The sequence below is a fragment of the Brevibacillus panacihumi genome, from assembly GCF_003710985.1.
GTDB classification, from domain to species: domain Bacteria; phylum Bacillota; class Bacilli; order Brevibacillales; family Brevibacillaceae; genus Brevibacillus; species Brevibacillus panacihumi.
The window spans coordinates 193,983-217,162 of sequence record NZ_RHHT01000002.1; the positions used below are offsets into that span (position 1 = coordinate 193,983).

Here is a 23,180-nt window from a genome sequence, read left to right on the forward strand (position 1 = left end):
CTCGTATACATGATAGTACAAAGTGTCTGGAGGAGGCTGGATGAAATGAAGATACAACGCATGGGCAAAATGACGGCCGTGCTGGGAGTAAGTGCGATCCTGCTTTCGGGCTGCGGTCTCTTTGGCCCGGAGAAGGAAGTGAGTAGCATCGATGCACCTCCGCTGTCGGAGGTGACGGTAGAATTGCCTGATGCCGCGACGGACGACGACGGTTCTCTGGCAGTCCAAGCGCCAGAGGCGGTACAGGAGACATGGGAACGAACCGTCTATCTGAGCGACGCCAATGGGTATGTCGTCCCCGTTTCCCTTACGCTGCCCAAAGTAGAGGGGCCGGCAAAACAGGTTCTGAGCTACATGGTCAAAGGCGGTCCAGTCGAAAGCATGCTCAACAACGGCTTTTCCGCTATCCTGCCGGAGGGAACGCAGGTCAAAGGGCTCATCATCAAAGACGGTGTCGCCACAGTCGATTTTTCCAAAGAGTTCAAAGCATATGAAGAAAAAGATGAGAAGCGCATTCTGAATGCGATCACACGCGCCTTGACGGAATTCGGCAACGTGAAGACAGTCCAGATCTGGATCAATGGAACGCCGCTCAAGGAGATGCCAGCCGCAAGCACGCCGATCACCCAGCTCGATCGTCAGCTCGGGGTGAATCTGGAGCTGGCGGAAGGAGCAGTCCCCGGAAACACCACTTCTGTCACCGTTTATTTCCAGGGACAACTGGATGATGCCCGGACGTACTTCGTCCCCGTCACTCGCTTGGTCCCGTCCACGCAGGATGTTGCCAAAGCAACCGTGGAGGAGCTGATCAAGGGGCCGAAGCAGGATTCCCAGCTGTTCAGTTCGCTGCTGCGCACAACCAAAGTGCTGGATGTCAAACAGGAGAAGGACCTGGTCACCGTCAATCTCAGCGGCGACATCCTGAAGTATGACGACGGCAAGGACGCCAGTCCCGACGCGCTGGAGTCGCTCGTTCTGTCCCTGACGGAGAGCACGGGAGCCAAGCAGGTGCAACTGCTGGTCGAGGGCAAACCGCTCACCAGCGACGTCCACGATTTTTCCAAGCCGGTTGCGCGCCCCGTCCATGTCAATTCGATGAGCTTCTAATCCACACGATGAGATTCGACCACGCCTGCAGCTTTGCAGCGCGTGGTTTTCTTTTTGAATCTTTGCCCCTCCACCCAGATCGTGCGGCCCAGAATCAGGGATGTAATGGTCACGAAGGCACCGGCAGCAAAGCCTACGATACGCGGTTCTGCGAAGGCGAGAATCCATCCTCCCGCAAGCATGGAAAACCCGAGCAGCACATTGGAGAACGTCTCATCCAAAGCGAAGACGCGCCCGTGGTTTCGGGGATGCACATGCTTCATCAGCAATGTGCGCAGACAAGCGTTGCCCATGCCGCCCGCGACCGTAGACAGAGCGTAAAACAGCGCGGTAACGTACAGCGTGGGGGAAAAGCTGGTGAGCATAAACGCCAGCCCCTCAATGGCCAGGCTGAGAGCTGCCACCTCATAGGGCCTTTTATGGAAAAACTCCGCGATCAACCCCCCGACGATAAAACCCGCGCCAATCGCGCCGTACAATAGCCCGATCCCCCATTTTCCCGCATCGAAGACCTGGTAGGCATAGACGCTGATCAGCACATTGAAAAATCCGCCGCCGATGGGCCACATCGCGGTCATAAGCAAGATGGCGAGTACAATCGGCGTACGCAAGATCATCTGCACCAGCTCGCGGTAGGTTACTGCCTCTTTGCTTGCTGCCTCCTCTGCGGCGGGTGCGGCTTTTTCTTCCTGGTCCGTCTGCTCGGGAACCGTCAGGCGCAACAGCAGCCAACCGGAGAGAAGAAAGGAAAAGGAGTTGAACAGAAAGGCGACTTCATTTCCCCACATCACCACGAAAACCCCGCCGATCAGGGAGCCGACCGCCATGACAGTCCCGTAAATGGTCTGGTCCAGTGCATTGGCAGCCGCCAACTCCTCACGACTGACAATTTGCGGCAGAATCGACAGCCTGGAGGGATTGTAGAGGCTGGAAAACATCACGAGCAAAAAAGTGGCAGCATACACGATCCAGACGTCTTTCTCGGAGGAGATCAAGAGAAAGGAGAGGGCGATGAAAGCGCGAGCCAGATCACAGGCGATCATCACCGTCTTGCGGTTGAAGCGGTCAGCCAGGATGCCGCCGAGAGGACCGAAGATGAGGTGTGGCAAGGTACGCAGGGCCAGGGTTATTCCAACTGCCATCGCTGTACCTGTCACTTCCAGCAAAAGGCTGAGTACAGCCACGCTGTTGAACCAGTCTCCGATTCCACTGAAAAAATTGGCGGAAAGCAGCCGCCGCAAATTTGGCTTTTTTACAAGTGCCAACGTATTCATTTATCATCACCCTTTAATTAGATAAAAAACTAATTAGATAATAATCGAATTAAAAACCATGCACAAGCGCTTTTTGCATTTACATTTCGGTTCACGCGAATTTTGGCAATAGTCCCACATCCGACAGCGCGGTCATGTTTACTGGCAGAGCGTTTCCTGCCTCTGGTATAATGGGCTGAGTATGAAAGCATGTAGGGGGAACTTGAGATGAGAATAGACAGCCGAGCAAATGACCAATTGCGCCCGGTAACGATTACGCGCCATTACATCAAACATGCGGAAGGATCCTGCCTGATCGAGATCGGGGACACCAAGGTGATCTGCACGGCCACAATCGAGGATCGGGTACCGCCGTTTATGCGAAATGGAGGGAAGGGCTGGATTACCGCAGAATACTCCATGCTTCCCAGAGCGACAGCGACGCGCAACCCGCGGGAATCGTCCAGAGGAAAAGTTGGAGGCCGGACGATGGAGATTCAGCGGCTGATCGGCCGTGCTCTGCGTTCCGTCGTGCATCTGGAAGGGATGGGAGAGCGGACGATCTGGCTGGATTGCGATGTGATTCAGGCAGACGGGGGCACACGCACGGCTTCCATTACCGGGGCGTATGTAGCAATGGTCGATGCCATGAATAAGCTGGTGGAAAGCGGAGTGTGGAAGCAGTTGCCTCTCCATGATTTTCTAGCGGCGACATCCGTCGGGGTAGTCGGAGAGGATTCGGTGCTCGACCTGAATTATAAGGAAGATTCGACTGCGACGGTCGATATGAATGTGGTGATGACCGGAGCAGGCAAATTCGTCGAGCTGCAGGGCACGGGGGAGGACGCTCCTTTTTCGCCGGAGCAATTGCAGGAGATGCTCGCTCTGGCCAAGAACGGCATCGATCAGTTGATTGCCATTCAAAAGCAAGCCTTGTCCGACGTGACTCTACCGTTCGCCGACAAAGAGCAGGGCGATGCCGAAACACTGGTAGGTGAAAGCCATGTCTGAGGCAAGACAAATCGTGCTGGCGACGCGGAATCAGGGAAAAGTGAAGGAGTTCAACAAGCTGTTTGCTTCCTTGGGATGGGAAGGCATCAGTCTGGCAGATTTTGACAATGTCCCGGAAGTGATCGAAGACGGAGATACGTTTGAAGCCAATGCCATAAAGAAAGCAGTCACAATATCTACATACTTGAACCTTCCTGCCGTTGGCGACGACTCGGGCCTGGAAGTTGATGCCCTGGAAGGACGTCCCGGCGTCTATTCCGCCCGTTATGCCGGGGAGACGGCGACCGACGAAGAGAACTGGAAAAAACTGCTGCGTGAGCTGGACGGGGTTCCACAGGAGAAGCGGACGGCTCGCTTCCGCTGTACGCTGGCTCTTGTGGAGCCAGGCGGTCAGCCGCTGATCGCAACAGGCTCCTGCGAAGGGGTCATTGCCACGGAACCGGCTGGCACCAACGGCTTTGGCTATGATCCGGTGTTTTACCTGCCTGAAAAGCAGAAAATGATGGCTGAGCTCAGCGCGGAGGAGAAGAACCAGATCAGCCACCGCGCGATGGCCATGCAGGAATTGCTGCGTCTTTTGCAAGAGAGGTAGATAATCAGCAAGTTATATAGAGGAAACGGGAGTGGGAGCGATGGGCATTCTGGTCATGAGCGACAGTCACGGACTCGTGCGCGAAGTGGAGCAGGTAGTGAAGCGGCATTCTGTCGATCTTATCTTTCATTGCGGTGATTTTTGCGTCGATCACACACGCGCACCTTTTTCAGGTATGAAGCTGGTGCGCGGCAACTGCGATACGACAAAAGCCGTACCGACCGAAGCAATGACAAAATGGCGCGACTTGAATATCCTGCAGACACACGGACATCTGTTCGGCGTCAAAAGTTCCCTCTTGCGCCTGCATTATCGAGCCGAGGAAACGGGAGCCAATGTCGTTTTGTTCGGACACTCCCATCTGCCTGTTTGCGGCGTCGAGCGCGATATTCTGTTTGTGAACCCCGGCAGTCTGCAGATGCCGCGCGGTTTTGAAGTGCCGACCTATGCGTTGATCGAGCAGAACGAATCTTCTGCGGAAAAGGTAGAGGTATCCGTTGCTTATTATGATGTTCGGGGCAATCTCGTAACGCAATTGGGAGGCAATTATTCTCTGCGGCGCTGATCCGTTGGTCAGGTTGAAAATGAAAAGATTTATGCTATACTGGAATGGTTATAATGACTAGAATATGATCGCCCGAGTTTTGCAAGCTAGTTTTTGCAAGGCTGGCGGTGTTTTCGTGGATCCAATCTAGGAGGGGAAGTTTACGTGGCAGCAAATTGGGAAAAGGTAGAGAATAACCAGGGAGTCCTGACGGTTGAAGTAGATGCTTCGCAAGTAGATGCGGCATTGGATCAAGCGTTTAAAAAAGTCGTGAAAAAAGTGCAAGTTCCAGGATTCCGCAAAGGAAAAGTTCCACGCAAGATGTTTGAAGCGCGCTTTGGCGTAGAGTCGCTGTATCAAGATGCGCTGGATATCCTCTTGCCAACCGCTTACGGACAAGCAGTACAAGAAACTGGGATCGAGCCAGTTGACCGTCCAGAAGTAGACGTAGAGCAAATGGAGCAAGGCAAATCTCTGATCTTCAAGGCTACCGTAACGGTAAAACCGGAAGTGAAGCTGGGCGACTACAAAAACCTGACGATCGAACCGAAGGAATTCGAGGTAACCGAAGAAAGCCTGGACGCAGAACTGAAACGCATGCAAGAACGCCATGCTGAACTGGTAACCATCGAAGAAGGCGCTGCTGAAAACGGCGACCAAGCCATCATCGATTTTGAAGGTTTCCAGGACGGTGTCGCTTTTGAAGGCGGCAAAGCGGAAGACTATGCGCTGGAGCTGGGTACCGGCACATTCATCGCTGGTTTTGAAGAGCAAGTAGTGGGTATGACGTTGGGCGAAGAAAAAGACATTACTGTCACTTTCCCAGAAGAATACCACTCTCCAAACCTCGCAGGCAAAGAAGCGGTATTCAAAGTGAAGCTGAATGGCCTGAAGCGCAAAAACCTGCCTGCTTTGGATGACGAGTTCGCAAAAGACGTGAGCGAGTTCGACACGCTGGAAGAGCTCAAAGCAGACACCAAAAAGAAACTGGAAGAAAAAGCGGCACAAGAGAAAGATCAATACATCCGTGAACAGCTTGTACTGAAAGCTGCTGAAAATGCAGAAATCGACCTGCCTGCCGTTATGGTAGAGCATGAGCTGGATCAAATGGTGAGCGAATTTGGTCAACGCCTGCAATACCAAGGCATGACGCTGGAGCTGTACTATCAATTCTCCGGCATGGACGAGAGCCAACTGCGCGATCAACTGCGTCAGGACGCTACTTCCCGTGTACGTACTTCCCTGACTTTGGAAGCAATCGGCAAAGCAGAGAACATCGTGGCGACAGACGAAGATGTAGACGCAGAACTCGAGAAGCTGGCAGCTATGTATGGCCGCCCAGCTGATGAGCTGCGCAAAATCTTCTCCGCTCAAGACGGCCTGGTTGCCCTCAAACGCGATGTTCAAACTCGCAAAACTGTCGATTTCTTGGTTGCAGAAAACAAAGTAAGTGCATAAACTTAGAGGAACGCATGAATAGCCAGTGGTCAGGCTACGCCTCACTTCTGGCATGGCGGATGACAAGGCACGATTTCTCGTGCCTTGTTTTTCCAACTGGGTAATCCTTTTGGCAAAGGAGGAACATACATATGCTGATTCCTATGGTTATTGAGCAGACTAATCGAGGCGAACGTTCCTACGATATCTACTCCCGCCTCTTGAAAGACCGGATTATCCTTTTGGGGACCGAGATTGATGACGAAGTTGCCAATCTTGTTGTCGCCCAACTGTTGTTTTTGCAGGCAGAGGATCCGGACAAAGACATCTCCCTATACATAAACTCTCCCGGCGGTTCCGTCACGGCAGGAATGGCCATTTTTGACACGATGCAGTATATCAAGCCAGATGTCTCGACGATTTGTGTAGGCATGGCTGCCAGCATGGGTGCATTCCTGTTGGCGGCTGGCGCAAAAGGGAAGCGTTTTGCCCTCCCGAACAGCGAAGTGATGATTCACCAGCCGCTGGGCGGTGTGCGCGGACAGGCAGAAGACATTCGGATTCACGCCGACTGGATTTTGAAAACCAAGCGGCAATTGAATGAAATTCTGTCGGAACGGACAGGACAGCCGTATGAGCGCGTGGAAGCAGATACGGATCGCGACAACTTTATGAGTGCCGAAGAAGCCAAAGCCTACGGATTGATTGACGCTATTATTGAACGCAAAAACTGACCTGTTGTGAGGTGACGCGCATGTTTAAGTTTAATGACGACAAGGGCCAACTGAAGTGCTCCTTCTGCGGCAAGTCCCAGGAACAGGTGCGCAAGCTGGTAGCCGGTCCCGGTGTATACATTTGTGACGAGTGCATCGAGTTGTGCAACGAGATTGTGCAGGAAGAACTGGGCACAGAAGAAGAAGTGGATATGAAAGAGATTCCGAAGCCGATCGAAATCCGCAAAATCCTGGACGATTATGTGATTGGACAGGATCTGGCGAAAAAATCGCTGTCGGTAGCGGTATACAATCACTACAAGCGGATCAACTCCGGTGCAAAGATCGAGGATGTGGAGCTGCAAAAATCCAACATCATGCTGATCGGTCCGACCGGCAGCGGGAAGACGCTCTTGGCGCAAACACTGGCGCGCATTCTCAACGTGCCATTTGCCATCGCAGACGCTACCTCTTTGACAGAGGCGGGCTATGTGGGTGAGGACGTAGAGAATATCCTGCTGAAGCTGATTCAGGCTGCAGACTACGATGTGGAAAAAGCGGAAAAAGGCATTATCTACATCGATGAGATCGACAAGGTAGCGCGCAAGTCGGAAAATCCGTCCATCACGCGCGATGTATCCGGTGAAGGAGTACAACAAGCCCTGTTGAAAATTCTCGAGGGTACGGTTGCCAGCGTGCCGCCACAAGGCGGACGCAAGCATCCGCATCAGGAATTCATCCAGATCGATACGTCCAATATCCTGTTTATCTGCGGCGGTGCCTTTGACGGCATCGAGCAAATCATCAAGCGCCGTCTGGGCAAAAAGGTGATCGGGTTTGGCAGCGATCTGAACGAAGGCATCAAAGGCGATCTGAAAGCAGGCGAATACCTGAAATACGTCCTGCCGGAAGACTTGCTGCGCTTTGGGCTGATTCCGGAATTCGTCGGCCGTCTGCCGGTTCTGGCGACACTGGAGCCGTTGGATGAGGACACCCTGATCCGCATTCTGACCGAGCCGAAAAACTCTTTGGTGAAGCAGTACCAAAAACTGCTGAGCCTCGATGGCGTCGAACTGGAGTTCGATGCAGGCGCTCTGCTGCAAATCGCCAAGGAAGCGATCAAACGCAACACCGGCGCTCGCGGCCTGCGTGCCATCATCGAGCAAATCATGCTGGACATGATGTACGAACTGCCGTCGCGTGACGACGTAAGCAAGTGCGTCATCACTGAGGAAACCGTTCGCGACAAGGTACAGCCGAAGTTGATGACCAAAGAAGGAGAAAATGCCCGTTCCGAAACGGCGTAATCTTATAGGTAAATGATGAGAGGCTATTCCATGGAGGAGTAGCCTCTTTTTTTCTTGAAATGGAGCCGTAGTAGGGAGAAGGGGATTTCCATGCTTCGCTTCCCTCTCCGTCCCGCAAGGATGCCAGGACTGTCCGCTGCGCAGTGATTGGCGGGGAATCGCAAAAGCAGCCGACGCTACGAAGTGTGCGCAAGGTTGCGATTCTTTTTCCCGCCAATCCCTGCTCCGCTAAGCAGGACTACGCCATAAGCTGCGCCTGGAAATCCCCTTCTCCGCGCAGCCGAATGCTTAAATACACAAAATAAGAGCCTTAGCAGTCGTACAAAATCCCTAAAGTTAAATGGGTTCCTTTTTTGTAAGAAGAGCCACAATTCTAAAAGTTCCTGAGAACCGCGGGTGTACCTGGAGAAGAAGATTTCCAGGCAAGCTCATTGCGAAGTCCAACCCAGCGGAGCGAGGAGAGGCGGGAAAAAGAACCGCAACCCTGAATCACTTCAGTGAGACGGCTGCTTTTGCGGTTCCCCGCCACTCCTCGCGGAGCGGGCAGTCCCCGCTTCTTTGCAGGACGCAGAACGGAGCGCAGACTGGAAATCTTCTTCTCCCGCCTACAGCCCATTCCAAGGAGCTTTTCACAAGGCTGGTAACAACAGGAAGTATGGTTTACCTCCCCCAGCAAGCGGCAATACTACTTGGTAAAGCTCATAGATGTTTCCTGGGATGAATAGCTGCCAGAATCGTATGGGAGGGATTCAGATGAACTATACAACGTTAGTCATTGCCGTAATTGAAGTGATTGTCGGGATCGTCATCGGGACGTATTTTTGGAACCTTTTGCGGGCACAAAGAAATACGAAGAACTCCTCGGAAAAGGAATCAAAAAAGGATTTGGATTCCTTGCGCCGCTTGCGCATGATCGCATTGACGGAGCCGCTCTCGGAAAAAACGCGGCCTGCGAAGCTGGAAGAGATTGTCGGACAGGAGGATGGCTTGCGAGCGCTGCGTGCCGCATTATGCGGACCCAATCCCCAGCATGTAATCATCTACGGCCCTCCGGGAGTTGGGAAGACGGCAGCTGCCCGCGTCGTGTTGGAAGAAGCAAAAAGGAACAGCTTATCCCCTTTTACCGCAGATGCCAAGTTTATCGAGATTGATGCGACGATTGCCCGTTTTGATGAACGCGGGATTGCCGATCCGCTGATTGGCTCCGTGCACGATCCCATCTACCAAGGGGCAGGCTCGCTCGGTCAGGCGGGTGTTCCCCAACCTAAGCCCGGGGCAGTCACCAAGGCCCACGGTGGAATGCTTTTTCTCGACGAGATCGGGGAACTTCATCCGGTGCAAATGAATAAACTGCTCAAGGTTCTGGAAGATCGCAAGGTGATGCTGGAGAGCGCGTACTACAGCGAGGAAAATACGCAAATCCCCTCCCATATCCACGACGTGTTCAAATACGGCTTGCCTGCCGACTTCCGCCTGGTCGGAGCTACGACCCGCTTGCCGGAAGAATTGCCAGCGGCGCTGCGTTCCCGCTGTCTGGAGATTTTCTTCCGCCCGTTAAAAGCGGCAGAAATCGGCAGCATTGTTCGGACGGCTGTACCGAAAATGGAGATGACCATCATGGACGATGCCGTCTCCGTTATCGAACGCTACGCGACGAATGGTCGCGAAGCAATCAACACTTTGCAGATTGCGGCAGGGATTGCCCTGACGGAGGAACGAAAAGTGATCCAGGCATCCGATGTGGAATGGGTGATGCACAGCAGTCAGAAATCACCGCGCATGGAAAAGCAGGTGCACGATCAGCCGCAGGTAGGACTGGTCAACGGGCTTGCAGTATACGGTCCCAATATGGGCAGCGTAATGGAATTGGAAGTGACTGCCTCGCCCGCAGCCGCAAAAGGCCAAGGCCGGGTAGCCATGACCGGGATGGCAGAAGAAGAAGAGATGGGCAGCAGAAGCCGGACGATCCGCCGCAAGTCGATGGCCAAAGGCTCCATCGAAAACGTACTGACCGTCCTGCATCGCATGGGAGTGCAACCGTATGATTACGACCTGCACATCAATTTTCCGGGCGGTGTCCCTGTCGATGGGCCTTCTGCCGGGATTACCATCGCAACGGCCATCTACTCCGCCATCCGGGAGGTGCCGGTGGATAACCTGCTGGCGATGACTGGAGAAGTCAGCATCCACGGAAAAGTAAAGCCAGTCGGTGGTGTGGTAGCCAAGGTAGAAGCGGCCCGTCTGGCTGGAGCGACACGAGTCCTGATCCCGGAGGAGAATTGGCAGTCCATTTTTGCCGAGATGAAAGGGATCGAGATCATTCCCGTATCTACGGTGTCACAAGTGCTGGAACTGGCTGTCCTTGAAGAGAAGCTGCCGGAAACCGAAGAAGCCGGATTTACCCTGCAGTTGCCGGCAGAAGAACTGGCTTCCTCTCCAATGTCCCTGTAACAGTCGAGAGCGCTTGCGGATTAGACATCAGATTGCGTTTGCGCTACAATGGAAAAAAGCTTCGACTTGTCGGTGATACGAGGACGCTGCATATATCTGCATCAAGTCTGATAAAGCTGGATGGACCGGCGTCTCTCGTGTCGGCGGGTTGTATGTTCGACGATCAAAAACGGCTGTCGGAGCCGTTTTTGCGTGTTAACTGAATCTTTAATCAAGGGAACAACTAAGGAGAGGTGCATAAGTTTGGCTGAACGTTCCGGTAAACGAGAATTACCGCTTCTCCCGTTGCGAGGATTGCTAGTGTATCCAACTATGGTACTCCATCTCGACGTTGGGCGGGAAAAGTCCATTCGCGCATTGGAGCAAGCGATGGTGGATGACAACAAAATCCTGTTGGCAACGCAGGAAGAGGTCCACATAGAAGAACCGAATGCGGAGCAAATCTACAAAATTGGTACGGTGGCCCGGGTTAAACAAATGCTGAAACTGCCAAACGGCACGATTCGTGTCCTGGTAGAAGGGCTTCAGCGCGCCAAAATCGAGGAGTATCTGCAGACGGAGGACTACTTCATTGTCTCCGTTACATATTTGAAGGAAGAAAACGCAGAAGAGAATGAAGTCGAAGCCCTGATGCGATCCGTTCTCAACCATTTTGAGCAGTATATCAAGCTGTCCAAAAAAGTAACCCCGGAGACCTTGACCTCCGTCTCCGACATCGAGGAGCCAGGCAGGCTGGCTGATGTGATTGCCTCCCATCTTCCGCTGAAAATGAAGGATAAGCAGGAGATCCTGGAGACGGTCAACATTCAGGAGCGTTTGGAGATCCTGTTGACGATTCTCAACAACGAGCGCGAGGTATTGGAGCTGGAGCGCAAGATCGGCAACCGCGTGAAAAAACAGATGGAGCGCACGCAAAAGGAATACTACCTGCGCGAGCAGATGAAAGCGATCCAAAAAGAGCTTGGAGACCGTGACGGACGTCAGGGTGAGGTAGACGAACTTCGGGCACAGCTTGAAAAATCCGATGCGCCAGAACGGATCAAGGCGAAGATCGAAAAAGAGCTGGACCGTTTGGAAAAAATGCCGTCCACCTCTGCGGAAGGCTCGGTGATTCGCACTTATATCGACACCCTGCTGGCATTGCCGTGGACCAAAAAGACGGAAGACAATCTGGACATTGCCCACGCGGAAAAAGTGCTGGATGAGGATCATTACGGTTTGGAAAAGCCGAAGGAGAGGGTGCTGGAATACCTGGCTGTTCAAAAGCTGGTCAATTCCATGCGCGGTCCGATTCTTTGTCTGGTCGGTCCTCCAGGGGTAGGGAAAACCTCCCTGGCTCGCTCCGTTGCTCGTGCATTGGGACGTGAATTCGTCCGCATTTCGCTAGGCGGCGTTCGCGACGAAGCGGAGATCCGCGGCCATCGTCGTACCTACGTCGGTGCATTGCCTGGACGGATCATCCAGGGCATGAAGCAGGCTGGCACGGTCAATCCGGTTTTCCTGCTCGACGAAATTGACAAGCTGGCTTCTGATTTCCGCGGCGATCCAGCTTCCGCTTTGCTGGAAGTGCTGGACCCGAATCAGAACGACAAGTTTTCCGATCACTACATTGAAGAAACGTATGACCTGACCAATGTCATGTTTATCACGACAGCAAACAGCCTGCACACCATCCCGCGCCCCCTGTTGGACCGGATGGAAGTCATCTCGATCGCAGGCTATACCGAATTGGAGAAGCTGAACATCCTGCGCGGCTACCTGCTCCCCAAACAAATGGAGGATCACGGGCTTGGCAAGGATAAGCTGCAGGTAAACGAAGACGCCATGCTCAAGCTGGTTCGCCAGTACACGCGGGAAGCCGGGGTGCGCAATCTTAATCGGGAAGCGGCCAATATCTGTCGCAAGGCGGCCAAGCTGATCGTCAGCGGCGAGAAAAAACGCGTTGTGGTCACCGCAAAGACTTTGGAGACGCTCTTGGGAAAACCTCGCTATCGCTACGGCTTGGCGGAGAAGAAGGATCAGATCGGTTCTGTGACGGGGCTGGCGTGGACGCAGGCAGGGGGAGATACCCTGAATGTCGAGGTAAGCATTCTACCTGGCAAAGGCAAACTTACGCTGACCGGACAACTCGGCGACATCATGAAAGAATCGGCACAGGCTGCCTTCAGCTACATCCGTTCCCGTTCCAAGGAGTGGGGCATCGATCCCGATTTCCATGAGAAGAATGACATTCATATCCATGTTCCGGAGGGTGCGATTCCCAAAGACGGTCCATCCGCTGGGATTACGATGGCGACAGCCTTGGTGTCTGCCTTGACGCAAATCCCGGTGAAAAAAGAAGTCGGGATGACCGGGGAGATCACCTTGCGCGGCCGTGTGCTGCCGATCGGCGGTTTGAAGGAAAAATCCATGTCTGCCCATCGTGCGGGTCTGACGACGATCGTCCTGCCGAAGGATAATGAAAAAGACATTGATGACATTCCGGAAAGTGTCCGCAATGAGCTGACATTCTATCCAGTAGAGCATCTGGATGAAGTGCTTCGCTACGCTTTGACCAGACAGCCAGAAGGTGGCCAGTCATGAAGGTAACCTCATCTGAGTTTGTCATCAGTGCCGTAGGTCCGAAGCAATACCCGGAGGACGGTCTGCCCGAAGTTGCGCTGGTGGGCCGTTCCAATGTAGGGAAATCGTCCTTATTGAATAAAATGATGAATCGCAAGGGTCTGGCCCGCATCAGTTCTCGGCCGGGCAAAACCCAGACGCTGAACTATTTCCGCGTCAATCAGATGCTTTATTTTGTTGATTTTCCAGGATATGGATATGCCAAAGTAGCCAAGACGATCAAGGAACAATGGGGAAAAATGATCGAAGGCTATCTGAAAAACCGCGAACAGCTTCGTTTTGTCATCCAGCTGGTGGACATCCGGCATGCGCCGAGCAAGGATGACGTCGCGATGTACGAGTGGTGCAAGCAAATCGGGATTCCTACCGTTGTCGTCGCGACAAAAGGGGACAAGATCGCCCGCGGACGCTGGATGCAGCATCTCAAGGTGATTCGCCAGGATTTGAACCTGCGCGGCGATGATTCCATCATCGTTTTCTCCTCCGAGACCGGGCAAGGCAAGGACGAGCTGTGGGGAGAAATCATGCGGCGTTTACGCGCGGCAAACGATCAGCCAGATAACGAAAATCCATCATAACCCAGACCATGAGGCAGGGGGATGTCTTCCGTGAGCGAACATGCTTGTTTTGCTATTACGGGGGTAATCGAAGGCTTCTACGGGCCGCCTTGGACCCATGAGGAGCGCTTGGACATGCTTGATTTTTTGGGGAGCTGCGGGTTTAACACCTATGTCTACTCTCCAAAAGAAGATTCGAGCTTGCGGGACCGCTGGATGCAGCCTCATTCGCAGCAGGAGCTGGAGCAGATCCGCGAGTGGGCAGATGCCGCGTCCAAGCGGGGGCTTGCCTTCGTCTATGCGCTCAGTCCCGGCTTTGGCATGGAGTACGCCAGCAAAGCCCATCTACAGGCCTTGAAGGACAAGTTCCACTCGGTGTATAGGCAGGGCGTGCGCCAGTTTGCTCTTTTGTACGATGACATCCCGCTGCAGTTGATGCATGAAGGGGATCAAGCAGCATTTTCCCATCTGGCGGAAGCGCATGTCGCGACAGCCAGATGGATCTGGGAGGAGATCAGCAACTGGCCCGAGACGGGTAAGCTGCTGGTCTGTCCGACCCAGTACAGCGGTATGGGGGATGAACCGTATATCTCCTATCTGGGGCGCCATCTCCCGCGGTCCGTCGAATTGTTCTGGACGGGGAGATTTGTCTGTTCCCCTTATCTGACCAGTCAGGATGCCATGCGCTTTTTGACCTACACCCAGCGTCGTCCGCTCTATTGGGACAACTATCCGGTGAATGATCTGGCGATGGCCAATGAGCTTCATATCGGTCCATTGCGCAATCGCGACCATGACCTGTGCAACTACGCTGCCGGATACGTCGCGAATACCATGTCTTTGCCCGAGTGTTCCAAGATCCCGTTGATGACGGCTGCCGAGTATTTGCATAATCCGCAAGGCTATCAGGCAGAAGCAGCATGGGACAGGGCCATTGAGGCGGTAGTCGGGAGGAAACACGCTGCTGCTTTTCGCCGGTTTGCCGAGCATGTCCAAGGCTCTTTTCTCCACGACAGGGAGTCGCCTGATTTGCTGGAGGCATTCTTGCAGTTTCGCTTTCATTTTTTACAGGGAAACAGACAGGATGCGCTGCGGCAATTACAAGCTCTCTTCGTGGAAATGGAGACGACGGCAGACGAGCTTCTGAATGGCCTTGAAAATCGCAAGCTGCTTGCAGAATGCCTTCCGTGGATCGAGAAATATCGCCTTTGGGGGATGGTCGGACAAGCGGCCGTCTCGCTGATCAGCGCGGGGACCGAGGGGAAAACGGCCCAGGCGGTCTATCATCTGCTGAAGCTGAAGCGGCTGGTCAAACGCGCGGAGACGATGCCGCAAAAGGTATGCGGCAATGTGATGAGCATGTTTGTCGACAGCGTGCTGCAGGAAGTCAAATGGGACAGGCAATAGAAAAGGTTCCTACCTGTTGAAGTGGGAACCTTTCTTCCTTCTTAAGCGGAATGCTTCTGATTCTGCTTTCGCTGCTTTGCATTCTCCAGCCATTCCTTGATTGGCAGCTCAGCCAGGATCATGCCGACGAAGATCAAGAGACAGCCGACGAGCTGACGGCCGCTTAGGACCTCGTGAATAAAGACATACGAAGTAAGGGCGGCAAAAACAGGCTCCAAAGCAAAGATGAGTGCGACACGCGTGGAGCTGGTCTTTTTTTGCAAGGCGGTCTGGGCGAGAAAAGCCAATGCCGTCGCAAAAATGGAAGTGATAAACAAGCCAAAGGCAACTTCCGGGATCAGCAGGATGGCTGGGTCGAAGGCGCGCTGATAATCTTCAAACAAGAAAGCGTAAGCCCAGCTTAACAGCGCGACAGTGAACAGCTGTACAATCGCCAGCGGCAAGGCGGGGAAGCGCGGGGCGTACTTGCCTGTAATGACGATTTGCATCGCGAAGCAGATCGCACAGCCAAAGACGAGCGCATCTCCCAGATTGAACGTAAAGCTCTGGTTCTGTGTCAGCAAATACAGACCAAATGCAGCCATGATGACACCGACAATCGCAGCTGGCTTGACTCGATCCCGCAAGATTAGGAACGAGAAAAGCGGGACCAACACCACAGACAGCCCTGTGATAAAACCGGCTTTGGACGGTGTTGTGTAGAGAAGCCCGACGGTTTGCAGCGCATAGCCCAGGCAAAGCCAAAACCCCAGGATAGCTCCCGAGACGAGCAGAGGGCCGCGCCACTCTTTCCACTGCTTGCGGTACAAGATGATTTGAATCAGGAATAAGAACAAGGCCGCGATCGTAAAGCGTACAGCGTTAAAGGTGTTGGGCGGCAAAGAGGCGATTGCCTGCTGTACGATGAGGAAGGTGCTTCCCCAGATGAAGGCGACCAACAGCAGGGTGATGTCGGCCATCCAAGGTTTTTTCAAGACTTCTCTACTCCTTATCTGTGAATTCGCAATATCTTGACACGTTCTTGTATAGCCTGCATGATACGGCATTCCCGTGGTGAGCGCAAGCGGATTTCGCTCCATTCCTGCAGGCAGAAAAGAATGGAATCCGGTGGAAGTGTCGGCCGTTAATAAACTTTTCACAATTACGCATGGTCCTTTTGGGACATAATGATATAATGATAGTGAAATTTACACAGGGAACGACAAGGAACGTCAATCTGGGAGGATGTCATGGATATACTTTTGCTGGGACTCAACTACAGAACAGCACCAGTCGAAATTCGCGAAAAATTTACGTTTAGCGATGACGGGACTGAGCGGGCTCTTCATCTTCTCTCCCAGACGAAGAGTATCGCAGAATGCATTATTATCGGCACATGCAACCGCACTGAGATATACGTGGTATGCGACCAGGCCAATATCGGGCGGGATTATACCTTGCGCTTCCTGGCGGAGTGGTTTGGTGTAGACAAAGAGTCTTTTAAGCAACATCTATATATAAAGCAGCAGGAGCAAGCGATTGATCACTTGCTGCGAGTGTCCGCTGGTCTGGACTCGATGGTCATGGGGGAAACGCAGATTCTCGGCCAGGTACGGGATGCTTTCATGCTTGCCCAGCGTTGCAAGACCACTGGAACGGTCTTCAACACCTTGTTCAAGCAAGCGATTACCTTTGCCAAACGGGCGCATACCGAGACCGCGATCGGCCAAAATGCCGTCTCCGTCAGCTATGCGGCGATCGAGTTGGGCAAAAAGATCTTCGGCTCTTTTGCAGGCAAGTCCGTACTCATTATCGGCGCAGGCAAAATGAGCGAATTGACCGCCAAGCACCTCCATGCCAACGGTTCGGACAAAGTGATTGTAGCGAACCGGACATTGGAGCGGGCGCAGCTTTTGGCGGAAAAATTCAAAGGGGACGCCTGTACGATGGAGCAGTTGCCAGAGGCGCTGCTCACCGCAGACGTCGTCATCAGCTCTACGGGTGCAGCCGGCTACGTGCTGGGCAAAAAAGAGCTGGCTCCCATCATGAAGCAGCGTAAACACCGTCCATTGTTCATGGTGGACATCGCGGTGCCCCGGGACCTGAATCCCGACCTGCACGATCTGGACAATGTCTATCTGTACGATATCGACGATCTGGAAGGGATTGTGGCAAGCAACGTGGCAGAGAGATCACGGGAAGCACAGCGTCTGGACTCCATGATCGAGGAAGAGATCGTTGCCTTCACTACTTGGTACCAGACCCTGGGTGTGGCTCCGCTGATTGCCGCCCTGCGGGAAAAAGCGCTCGGCATTCACAGCGAAGCGATGCGCAAGATCGAGAACAAGCTGCCAGAGCTCACTGAGCGGGAGATACATATCATCCGCAAAACGACCAAAGGGATTGTCAATCAATTGATGCATGATCCCGTGGTGCGTCTGAAAGAGATGGCGGCGAGCAAAAAAGGAGACGATGTGCTGGATATCTTTACGACGATGTTCGCGCTAGAGGAAATTTTGGAGCGGACAGAGAAGGAAGCAGTCTGGGCGGAAGAGAAAAAGACACAGCGTGCTCCCCAGGAAAAAGTTCTCGTCTCTTCTGATTCCTAGAAGGGACGCAGGCATCCGCAGACAGAAACTTGAAAGAGAAAGAGAGGAGAGCGTACATGGCTGATGTAAGATGGATCTATGATCTGACCATCTTTCTCTACGCTGCGAGTGTTCTCTTCTATTTTAACGACTTCTTGCAAAGCAATCGGAAAGTCAATCGCTTGGCTTTCGGGTTGCTTGCTGTCGTTTGGGCCTTGCAAACCGCTTTTTTTGTGTCGCAAGCCATGACCAAGGACTATTTCCCGGTCATTACGTTGTTTGAGACGCTTTTCTTTTACTCATGGGTGCTGGTAAGTCTATCACTTGCCATTCACTATTTTTTTCGCATTGATTTACTGGTTTTTTTTACTAATATTATCGGGTTCGTCGTGCTGGTCTTGTCCATGTTTTTGCCGGAGACGCCGATCAAGGCTGTCTCCCATATCCTGACCTCCGAGCTGCTCTTGACGCATGTGACGCTCGCGATGTTCAGCTATGGGGCCTTTTCTCTTTCCATGGTCTTTTCCGTCATGTACCTGTTTCAGCACAAGATGCTGAAGGAGCGCAAGTGGACGCCACTCTTGCGCAGGCTCCCGAGTCTTGGCCAACTGGAAGCGTATGCCTACCGCATGAACATGCTGGGAGTGCCGATGCTCTTGCTGTCCATCGTACTGGGAACGATCTGGGGGAAAATGGTCCTGCCAGAGAAATTTTTGCTTGATACCAAGGTGTTTTTCTCCTTGCTGCTTTTAGCCGCCTACTCTTTTTGGCTATACAAACGGTATCGGGATACATGGCAAAAAAGGCGGCTTGCACAAGCCAACATTTTCGCTTTTGCCCTATTATTGATCAACTTTTTCGGAGTCAATACTTCAAATTTTCACAGCTGGTGGTAGGGGCTGTCTAGGGAGGCCGTTATGAAAAAATGGAACGTAGGGACGCGTCGCAGTCGCTTGGCGCTCACCCAGACCAATTGGGTCGTGGAACAACTGCAGAAGCTTGAGCCAAATGCAAGCTTCGAGCTGCATGAGATCGTGACCAAGGGAGACAAGATCCTTGATGTGACGCTTTCCAAGGTAGGGGGCAAAGGGCTGTTTGTGAAGGAAATCGAGCAGTCCCTGTACGATAAAGAGACGGATTTCGCCGTACACAGCCTGAAGGACATGCCGGCAGAACTGCCGGATGGTTTGGTCATCGGGGCGATTCCGAAGCGGGTCGACCCGCGGGACGTGCTTCTCTCCAAAGACGGCAAAACATTGGATGAACTGCCGCAGGGAGCATTGGTCGGCACGAGCAGCCTGCGTCGCGCGGCACAATTGCTGGCTTATCGACCGGACCTGCAAATCGAGTCTGTGAGAGGAAACATCGACACGCGCATGCGCAAACTGCACGAAGGCAATTTTGATGCGATCATTCTCGCAGCAGCTGGATTGGAGCGCGTCAATTTTGAAGGAGAGATTTCCCAATTTATCCCGGTTGACATCAGCCTTCCTGCTGTCGGTCAGGGAGCTTTGGCGATCGAGTGCCGATCCGATGATGAAGAGACACTGGCTCTGCTTCGCCGTCTGGACGACGAGCCGACAAGACAGGCGGTCACGGCCGAGCGCACCTTCCTGCACAAGCTGCAAGGGGGATGTCAGGTTCCGATCGGCGCATACGCCACCGTGACGGACGGCGTGATACAGATTACCGGTATGGTCGGCTCTCCGGACGGCAAACAGTTGTGCAAAAGCTCAGCTTCCGGAAGCGATCCGGTGGCAGTAGGCTTGCAGGTAGCGGAGGCTGTATTGAAGCAGGGAGCGGCGGATATTTTGGCGAAAGTACTGCAGGAGAATGAAAAATGATGAGCGGTGAAGCCTACACCGAATCAACAAGGCCGCTCGCAGGCAAATGCATCATGGTGACACGGGAGCGCAGCCAAGCGAGAGAGATGGTTGAAAAGATCGAGGCCTTGGGAGGAGAAGCCTATGCTTTTCCACTCTTGAAAATGATCCCGCCGCAAGACAGCACGAAGCTGGATGCTGCGATTCGCGAACTGGACAGCTATGATTGGCTGATCTTCACCAGCGTGAATGGCGTCCGTTACTTTTTCGCCCGCATGGATCAATTGGGAGTACCCGCAGCAAGCATCACAGGCCAGCTGGCGGCCGTCGGACCCAAAACAGCAGCAGTCCTGGAAGAACGGGGACTACAGGTAGCCGTAATTCCCGGGGAATATGTGGCGGAAGGCTTGTTGGCCAGCCTGGGCAATCAGCTTCATGCAGGCCAGCGGGTACTGCTGCCGCGAGCGGATATTGCACGAAAGCTCCTGCCGCAGGAACTGCAGGCGTTGGGCATGGACGTGACTGAGGTGGATGTCTACCACACCGTGATTGATGCCGAGCAGGCGCCTGAGGCAGCCCGCCTCATTCAACATGGCGAAATCGACGCTATCTTGTTTACCAGCTCGTCTACCGTCTCGCATTTCGTCCAGGCGATGGCACCTTTTGCCAAGCCCGGGTGGCTTGCGCGGGTCAAGATTGCCTGCATCGGCCCTATTACGGCTGAAACAGCGCAACGGCTCGGATTGTCAGTACATGTTGTGGCTCAGGAGTATACTGTGGATGGCTTGCTGGAGGCTGTAACGAAAAATATGGGAGGGGAACACGCATGACAAGCAAATTTGATCGTCACCGCCGCTTGCGCAGCAGTGCGGCGATGCGCAGTCTGGTTCGGGAAAATCACGTACGGGTAGAGGATCTGATCTATCCGCTATTTGTCGTGGAAGGACAGAACATCAAGGAACAGATTCCTTCGATGCCGGGAGTCTATCATTTCTCCCTGGATCGTCTCGCGGAAGAGATGAAAGAAATCGCCGCGGCGGGCATCAAGTCCGTGCTGATGTTCGGCGTGCCGGAGCACAAGGACGCATGCGGCTCTGAAGCGTACAACGATCAGGCGATCACTCACCAAGCGATTCGCCAAATCAAGGAAGCGTATCCGGAGATGATCGTAATCGCAGATACCTGTCTGTGCCAGTATACGGATCACGGCCATTGCGGCGTATTGCATGAAGGCCAGGTCGTCAACGACGAAACCCTGAAGCTGCTGGCCCAGACCGCTGTCTCCCAGGCCAAAGCCGGGGCTGACATCATCGCGCCCTCCAACATGATGGACGGTTTTGTCATCGCGATCCGCGAAGGCTTGGACGAAGCGGGCTTTGCCCATATCCCGATCATGTCCTACGCGGTGAAATACGCCTCTTCGTTCTACGGACCATTCCGCGATGCGGCGCATTCGACACCGCAGTCCGGCGACCGCAAAAGCTATCAGATGGACCCTGCCAATGCGCGTGAAGGCTTGCTGGAAGCTGAGTCCGACATCAAAGAAGGCGCAGATTTCCTCATTGTGAAGCCGGGTCTGGCCTTTATGGACATGGTCCTGCGTCTGCGCGAAAATTTCCATGTACCGATTGTCGCCTACAACGTGAGCGCGGAATATTCGATGGTGAAGGCAGCAGCAGCCAATGGCTGGATCGACGAAGAGCAGATTGTAATGGAAACACTGGTCGGCTTCAAGCGTGCCGGGGCTGATCTGATCATTACGTACCATGCCAAAGACGTGGCAAAATGGTTGGCGAGGTGAGCGACATGAATCGTGAAAAATCATCGCAGTTTTTTGCTGAGGCGCAGACCTACATACCGGGAGGCGTCAACTCTCCGGTACGTGCATTCAAAAGCGTCGGAGGCAATCCGGTCTACATCGCCAAAGGGGAAGGCTCCCGCATCTACGATGTGGACGGAAACAGCTATATTGATTACATCGGCTCCTGGGGACCGCTGATTTTGGGGCATGCTCATCCTCAGGTGCTGGCTGCCATTACGGAAGTGGCGGCATTGGGAACGAGCTTTGGTGCTCCTACCGAAAGAGAAACCGAGATGGCAAAGCTCGTTTGTCAGCTCGTCCCTTCTGTGGAAGTGGTCCGCATGGTCAACTCCGGTACAGAAGCGACCATGAGCGCTCTGCGTCTGGCGCGCGGCTATACCAAGCGCAATAAAATCATGAAGTTCGAAGGCTGCTACCACGGACATGCCGACAGTCTGCTGATCAAGGCAGGATCGGGTGTGGCGACGCTCGGCTTGCCTGACAGCCCGGGCGTACCGGAAGGCACAGCGCAGAATACGATCACAGTGCCATACAACGACTTGGAAAGTGTAAAGCTTGCGTTTGAACACTTTGGCGAGGATCTGGCAGCTGTCATCGTCGAGCCGATCGGCGGGAACATGGGTGTTGTGCCGCCATTGCCAGGCTTTTTGGAAGGATTGCGCCAGATTACGGAGCAATACGGAACGCTGTTGATCTTCGACGAGGTCATGACAGGCTTCCGGGTAGCGTTGGGCGGAGCGCAAGAGCGGTTCGGCATCACGCCTGACCTCACAACCATGGGGAAAGTCATCGGCGGCGGCTTGCCAGTCGGCGCTTACGGCGGCAAACGGGAAATCATGCAGCAGATCGCTCCTGCAGGTCCGATCTACCAAGCGGGGACACTCTCCGGAAATCCGCTTGCGATGGCGGCAGGGCTGACTACCCTTCAGGAGCTGTCCAAGCCAGGTGTGTACGAAAGGCTGGAAAAGCTGTCGGCGCGACTGGGCGAAGGGCTTGCCGAAAACGCCGCGAAGCTGGGAATCCCGCATACCTTGAACCGCGTAGGCTCAATGGTCTGCCTGTTCTTTACCGATACACCCGTCGTCAATTACGAGACGGCGAAGACCTCCGACCTGGAGCGCTTCTCCGCCTACTTCAGCCATCTGCTCGACGATGGCATCATGATTCCTCCTTCGCAATTTGAAGGAATGTTCGTCTCCTTGGCTCACACAGAGGAAGACATTGAGCGCACAATCGAGGCAAGCTACCGGGCGATGCAAAAGCTGTAAAAACCATCAAGGGCTGTCCCACACGTCTATGGACGTAAAGGGCAGCCTTTTTTGCTTTCTTACAGGATTTCCCTTCCCTTGGTGCGAATAGAAATAAGATGGCTTGATCGAAAAAAGGAGTGAATCGCCATGACAGGGACGATTGTCAGCCTTCCACAGAAGCATTTCATCGGGATGAGCTTTTCCGGGTCATTCCAGACGCTTATAGCGGGAATGCCGGGTCATTGGGGAGATTTTCTCAAGCGCCAGGATGAAATTGCGCAGATGATCGAACCGGCTGTCCGCTACGACATCAGTGATGAGAACCGCAGCTTTCAGATGCATACCGAATACGTCGCCGTTGAAGTGGAGGGCTTTGCCCATATCCCGGAGAAGATGGTCGGGTTTACGATTCCAGCGCGCACCTATGCCCAATTCACCCACGTCGGTCCAATGTCACAGGTGCAGAATACCTATACGCAATTGTTTCAATGGCTCCAAGCCCAAGGCCTGAGGATGGATGAATCCGCATTGCGACTGGAGCGCTACGACGAACGGTACATCCCTTCCCTCCACGCTGCGGACCGAGCTGAGAATGCCTATGAGATTTTCATTCCATTGCTTGAAAAATAGAAGACGGCGGAAATAGGCAACCTTTTTGCAAGAAATCAAGTCAGAAAGAGAGAGAAACCCAACACCGTAATGGGATTGGAACTGAAA

At 53.6% G+C, this 23,180-nt stretch carries 20 protein-coding genes; 18 read left to right on the forward strand and 2 right to left on the reverse strand.

Features of this window, described 5'->3' with window-relative positions; genetic code table 11:
* Positions 1–45 precede the first annotated feature (45 nt).
* Positions 46–1,107 (forward strand): GerMN domain-containing protein, encoded by a 1,062-nt coding sequence (locus tag EDM58_RS00985; protein ID WP_122911661.1) that lies wholly within the window; start codon positions 46–48, stop codon positions 1,105–1,107.
* On the opposite strand, the gene EDM58_RS00990 is transcribed toward EDM58_RS00985, so the two are convergent.
* Positions 1,104–2,381: an MFS transporter gene (locus tag EDM58_RS00990; RefSeq protein ID WP_122911662.1), complete on the reverse strand. Its 1,278-nt coding sequence runs from the start codon at positions 2,379–2,381 to the stop codon at positions 1,104–1,106. The genes EDM58_RS00985 and EDM58_RS00990 overlap by 4 nt on opposite strands.
* Before the next feature lie 207 nt (positions 2,382–2,588).
* Here EDM58_RS00990 and rph point away from each other — a divergent pair, with 207 nt between their 5' ends.
* The 10 genes from rph to EDM58_RS01040 all read left to right on the forward strand — a co-directional run bounded on the left by rph (position 2,589) and on the right by EDM58_RS01040 (position 15,001).
* Positions 2,589–3,371: a ribonuclease PH gene (gene rph / locus EDM58_RS00995; RefSeq protein ID WP_122911663.1), complete on the forward strand. Its 783-nt coding sequence runs from the start codon at positions 2,589–2,591 to the stop codon at positions 3,369–3,371.
* Complete coding sequence (locus tag EDM58_RS01000) at positions 3,364–3,963, forward strand: XTP/dITP diphosphatase (protein WP_122911664.1); 600 nt, start codon at positions 3,364–3,366, stop codon at positions 3,961–3,963. Before rph ends, EDM58_RS01000 begins: the two co-directional genes overlap by 8 nt.
* A 40-nt stretch (positions 3,964–4,003) precedes the next feature.
* On the forward strand, positions 4,004–4,528 hold the full coding sequence (locus EDM58_RS01005; RefSeq protein ID WP_122911665.1) for a metallophosphoesterase family protein: 525 nt from the start codon (positions 4,004–4,006) through the stop codon (positions 4,526–4,528).
* A gap of 144 nt (positions 4,529–4,672) precedes the next feature.
* Positions 4,673–5,965, forward strand: coding sequence for a trigger factor (gene tig, locus EDM58_RS01010; RefSeq protein WP_122911666.1), 1,293 nt, complete (start codon positions 4,673–4,675; stop codon positions 5,963–5,965).
* Positions 5,966–6,096: 131 nt separating this feature from the next.
* Complete coding sequence (gene clpP, locus EDM58_RS01015) at positions 6,097–6,678, forward strand: ATP-dependent Clp endopeptidase proteolytic subunit ClpP (protein WP_023555026.1); 582 nt, start codon at positions 6,097–6,099, stop codon at positions 6,676–6,678.
* A 20-nt stretch (positions 6,679–6,698) separates the two neighbouring features.
* A complete protein-coding gene (gene clpX / locus EDM58_RS01020; protein ID WP_122911667.1) occupies positions 6,699–7,964 on the forward strand; it encodes an ATP-dependent protease ATP-binding subunit ClpX in 1,266 nt (421 codons plus the stop codon).
* Between the two features lie 753 nt (positions 7,965–8,717).
* Positions 8,718–10,415, forward strand: coding sequence for an ATP-dependent protease LonB (lonB, locus tag EDM58_RS01025; RefSeq protein WP_122911668.1), 1,698 nt, complete (start codon positions 8,718–8,720; stop codon positions 10,413–10,415).
* Positions 10,416–10,658: 243 nt separating this feature from the next.
* Positions 10,659–12,998 carry an endopeptidase La gene (gene lon / locus EDM58_RS01030; RefSeq protein ID WP_122911669.1) on the forward strand — a complete coding sequence of 780 codons (2,340 nt, stop codon included), beginning with the start codon at positions 10,659–10,661 and terminating at the stop codon, positions 12,996–12,998.
* Positions 12,995–13,615: a ribosome biogenesis GTP-binding protein YihA/YsxC gene (yihA, locus tag EDM58_RS01035; RefSeq protein ID WP_122911670.1), complete on the forward strand. Its 621-nt coding sequence runs from the start codon at positions 12,995–12,997 to the stop codon at positions 13,613–13,615. Before lon ends, yihA begins: the two co-directional genes overlap by 4 nt.
* A 30-nt stretch (positions 13,616–13,645) precedes the next feature.
* Positions 13,646–15,001, forward strand: coding sequence for a protein O-GlcNAcase (locus EDM58_RS01040; RefSeq protein WP_122911671.1), 1,356 nt, complete (start codon positions 13,646–13,648; stop codon positions 14,999–15,001).
* Between the two features lie 41 nt (positions 15,002–15,042).
* On the opposite strand, the gene EDM58_RS01045 is transcribed toward EDM58_RS01040, so the two are convergent.
* A complete protein-coding gene (locus EDM58_RS01045; protein ID WP_342768951.1) occupies positions 15,043–15,975 on the reverse strand; it encodes a DMT family transporter in 933 nt (310 codons plus the stop codon).
* A 255-nt stretch (positions 15,976–16,230) separates the two neighbouring features.
* Between EDM58_RS01045 and hemA the strand changes: the two genes are divergently transcribed.
* The 7 genes from hemA to EDM58_RS01080 all read left to right on the forward strand — a co-directional run bounded on the left by hemA (position 16,231) and on the right by EDM58_RS01080 (position 23,093).
* Positions 16,231–17,589 (forward strand): glutamyl-tRNA reductase, encoded by a 1,359-nt coding sequence (gene hemA, locus EDM58_RS01050; RefSeq protein ID WP_122911672.1) that lies wholly within the window; start codon positions 16,231–16,233, stop codon positions 17,587–17,589.
* A gap of 56 nt (positions 17,590–17,645) precedes the next feature.
* Positions 17,646–18,464, forward strand: a complete 819-nt coding sequence (locus EDM58_RS01055) for a cytochrome C assembly family protein (RefSeq protein ID WP_122911673.1) — start codon at positions 17,646–17,648, stop codon at positions 18,462–18,464.
* Positions 18,465–18,485: 21 nt separating this feature from the next.
* Complete coding sequence (hemC, locus tag EDM58_RS01060; protein ID WP_122911674.1) at positions 18,486–19,412, forward strand: hydroxymethylbilane synthase; 927 nt, start codon at positions 18,486–18,488, stop codon at positions 19,410–19,412.
* Complete coding sequence (locus EDM58_RS01065) at positions 19,409–20,221, forward strand: uroporphyrinogen-III synthase (RefSeq protein ID WP_246000470.1); 813 nt, start codon at positions 19,409–19,411, stop codon at positions 20,219–20,221. The genes hemC and EDM58_RS01065 overlap by 4 nt, the downstream gene beginning before the upstream one ends.
* Positions 20,218–21,192, forward strand: a complete 975-nt coding sequence (gene hemB, locus EDM58_RS01070; RefSeq protein WP_122911675.1) for a porphobilinogen synthase — start codon at positions 20,218–20,220, stop codon at positions 21,190–21,192. The genes EDM58_RS01065 and hemB overlap by 4 nt, the downstream gene beginning before the upstream one ends.
* Before the next feature lie 5 nt (positions 21,193–21,197).
* Positions 21,198–22,481, forward strand: coding sequence for a glutamate-1-semialdehyde 2,1-aminomutase (hemL, locus tag EDM58_RS01075; protein WP_122911676.1), 1,284 nt, complete (start codon positions 21,198–21,200; stop codon positions 22,479–22,481).
* Between the two features lie 129 nt (positions 22,482–22,610).
* On the forward strand, positions 22,611–23,093 hold the full coding sequence (locus tag EDM58_RS01080; protein WP_122911677.1) for a GyrI-like domain-containing protein: 483 nt from the start codon (positions 22,611–22,613) through the stop codon (positions 23,091–23,093).
* The last annotated feature ends 87 nt before the right edge of the window (positions 23,094–23,180 follow it).